We start from the raw sequence: 2,738 nt of genomic DNA on the forward strand, positions 1-2,738 counted from the left end.
CAACCAGATACGTTATTTTATTGGTGCTTATGGCTCTAAAGAAAAGCTGGAAGAAATTTCTGGCAAATCTTTATATCAATTAAAGGAAGATTTTAAAGATGGTTTTAAGGAAAGGAAACTTGCCGGCGACATGCGTAAAAAAATTGTAGATGGCATACACATTACGCCCAATGAAGTAAAAGCTTATTTTGATAAACTGCCTAAAGATAGCTTGCCATTTTATGAAAGTGAATTAGAGATTGGACAAATAGTACAGTACCCAAAAGCAAGCAGGGAAGCCGATGAATATTGTATAGAACAGCTAAACGGATTTAAGCTTCAAGTTGAAAGCGGAAAAAAAGATTTTAAAAAGTTAGCAGATATTTATTCTGATGATGCGGCTACCCAAAAACAAAACGACGGCCAACTTGATTTAAACAGGTCGCAAAAGGGATTTGACGCAACATTTATGGGCAAGGCATTTGCACTAAAAGAAGGGCAGATAAGCAGCCCTTTCAAATCTGCTTTTGGATACCACATTATACAGATGGTTAGCCGTGCAGGTGATGATGCGTCTGTTAGGCACATTTTAAAAATACCCCAGGTTACACAAACAGAAATAAGCAAAGCTGTTGAAAAGTTAGATTCTGTAAGAACGAAGCTTATGTCTGGTACTATGCAGTTCGGTGAAGCCGTTTCAAAATATAGCGATGACCCAAATAGCAAATTCACCGGTGGAAGAAATACCAATTCGGAAGGCAGTACGTATATAACTATCGACCAGTTGGATAAAGACATGGTGTTGATGTTAAAAGATTTGAAAGTTGGCCAATTTTCGAGGCCTAAAGAATTTGATGATGAAAGAAAAAAGAAAGGTGTGCGCATTGTTTACCTTATAAGCAAAACAGAGCCACACAGGGAGAATATAAAAGATGATTATAATAAAATTAGCCAGAAGGCATTGGAAGAAAAAAAGAATGAGGCTTTAGAAAAATGGTTTAACGACAAGGTAGGCACGTACTATATTAAGGTTGATGACGAGTATAAAAATTGTGAAGAAATGAAAAAATGGATCAACCCTACTACCGTTGCAGCAGGAAGTAACTAATAAGACTATAAAATATTTACTAAAAGCGTTCTGATAGCTATCAGAACGCTTTACTTTTGTATATGAGGCAACACTATTTTATTTAAATATGATTTTAAGTATTTAATTAGCCATTAAAAATATAAAATTTTGATAGAAAAGAAAAAGCAACTCAAGCAAGAACAAAAAACAGTACTGGTAGGTATTGTAACCGGCGGCCAAACAGAGCAGCAACTAAAAGAATATTTAGATGAACTAGCTTTTTTAGCAGAAACGGCAGGCGTGATAGCCGTAAAAAGGTTTACGCAAAAATTAGCCCATCCAGATAGCCGCACATTTGTTGGCAAAGGAAAGCTAGAAGAAATAAAAAAATACATAAGCCTGCAAAGCGATGTGGAATTAGTAATTTTTGATGATGAGCTAACAGGTTCTCAAATACAAAATATTGAAAAAGAATTAGGTGTAAAAACTATTGACCGCAGCGATTTGATATTAGATATTTTTGCCAGCAGGGCTAAAACAGCACAGGCCAGAACACAAGTAGAGCTAGCACAGTATCAATATATTTTACCACGTTTAAAAGGTATGTGGAAGCATTTAGAGCGGCAAGGTGGTGGTGTAGGCACAAGAGGCCCTGGCGAAACGGAAATTGAAACCGACAGGCGTATTGTAAAAGATAAGATTACTTTGTTAAGGAAGCGATTGTCTGAGATAGACCAGCAATCTTTTACACAAAGAAAAGAAAGAGGTGAATTTATACGGGTTTCGTTAGTTGGGTATACAAACGTAGGCAAATCGACGCTTATGAACCTGCTAAGCAAAAGCGAAGTTTTTGCAGAAAATAAATTATTTGCCACGTTGGATACTACTACAAGAAAAGTAGTATTTGAACAAACACCTTTTTTGCTAAGCGACACCGTTGGTTTTATCCGCAAGCTTCCGCATCATTTAGTTGAAAGCTTTAAAAGCACGCTGGATGAAGTAAGGGAAGCAGATATATTATTGCATGTAGTAGATATTTCTCATGCTCAATATGAAGAGCAATTTGATGTTGTAAATAAAACTTTAGCAGAATTAGGTGCCAATGAAAAGCCAACTGTTACCATTTTTAATAAGATGGATAAATATGAAGCAGAAGCATTTGACGAGTGGCTGGAGGATGATGTTAAAAAGGAAATTCTGCAAGATTTAAAACAGCGCTGGCAAAATCAAACACAAGATAATTGTGTGTTTGTATCAGCCATTGAAAAAACAAATATTGATGCATTAAAGCAGACCATTTTAAATAAGGTAAGGGAAATGTACCGCATACGATATCCTTACAAAGCAGAATTTTTTTATTAAGCTGCAAATAATACCTAATGAGCCTTGCTAAAAAATACAAATGGTATAAAGTTGCAGAGAAACTGGCTGATATTGGCTTTGCTGCCAATGGTATGGCAGAAGTAATGGTAGATAATAAAAAGGTTTGCATCGTTTTGTATAATGAAGTATTAATGGCCTGCTCGCAAAAATGCCCTCATGCCGGAGGGGTTATGGCTCATGGATATATAGATGTGCTGGGGAATATAGTATGCCCTTTGCATCAATATAAGTTCAACCTCCAAAATGGGAAAAATGTAAGTGGTGAAGGCTATTACCTTAAAACATGGCCGGTTGAAATGCGGGAAGA

General features: G+C 36.3%; 3 protein-coding genes. All 3 read left to right on the forward strand.

Annotation, left to right across the window (positions count from 1 at the left end; translation table 11 throughout):
- On the forward strand, window positions 1-1,087 hold a 1,087-nt coding region (locus H7254_RS12600; RefSeq protein ID WP_301933304.1), incomplete at its 5' end, for a peptidylprolyl isomerase.
- Window positions 1,088-1,216: 129 nt separating this feature from the next.
- Entirely contained in the window at window positions 1,217-2,410 is a 1,194-nt protein-coding gene (hflX, locus tag H7254_RS12605) for a GTPase HflX (RefSeq protein ID WP_301933305.1), read from the forward strand.
- Window positions 2,411-2,427: 17 nt separating this feature from the next.
- The coding region (locus H7254_RS12610; protein ID WP_301933306.1) for a Rieske 2Fe-2S domain-containing protein at window positions 2,428-2,738 on the forward strand (311 nt) is incomplete at its 3' end.

The organism is Ferruginibacter sp. (genome assembly GCF_014377975.1).
Classification (GTDB): domain Bacteria; phylum Bacteroidota; class Bacteroidia; order Chitinophagales; family Chitinophagaceae; genus Ferruginibacter.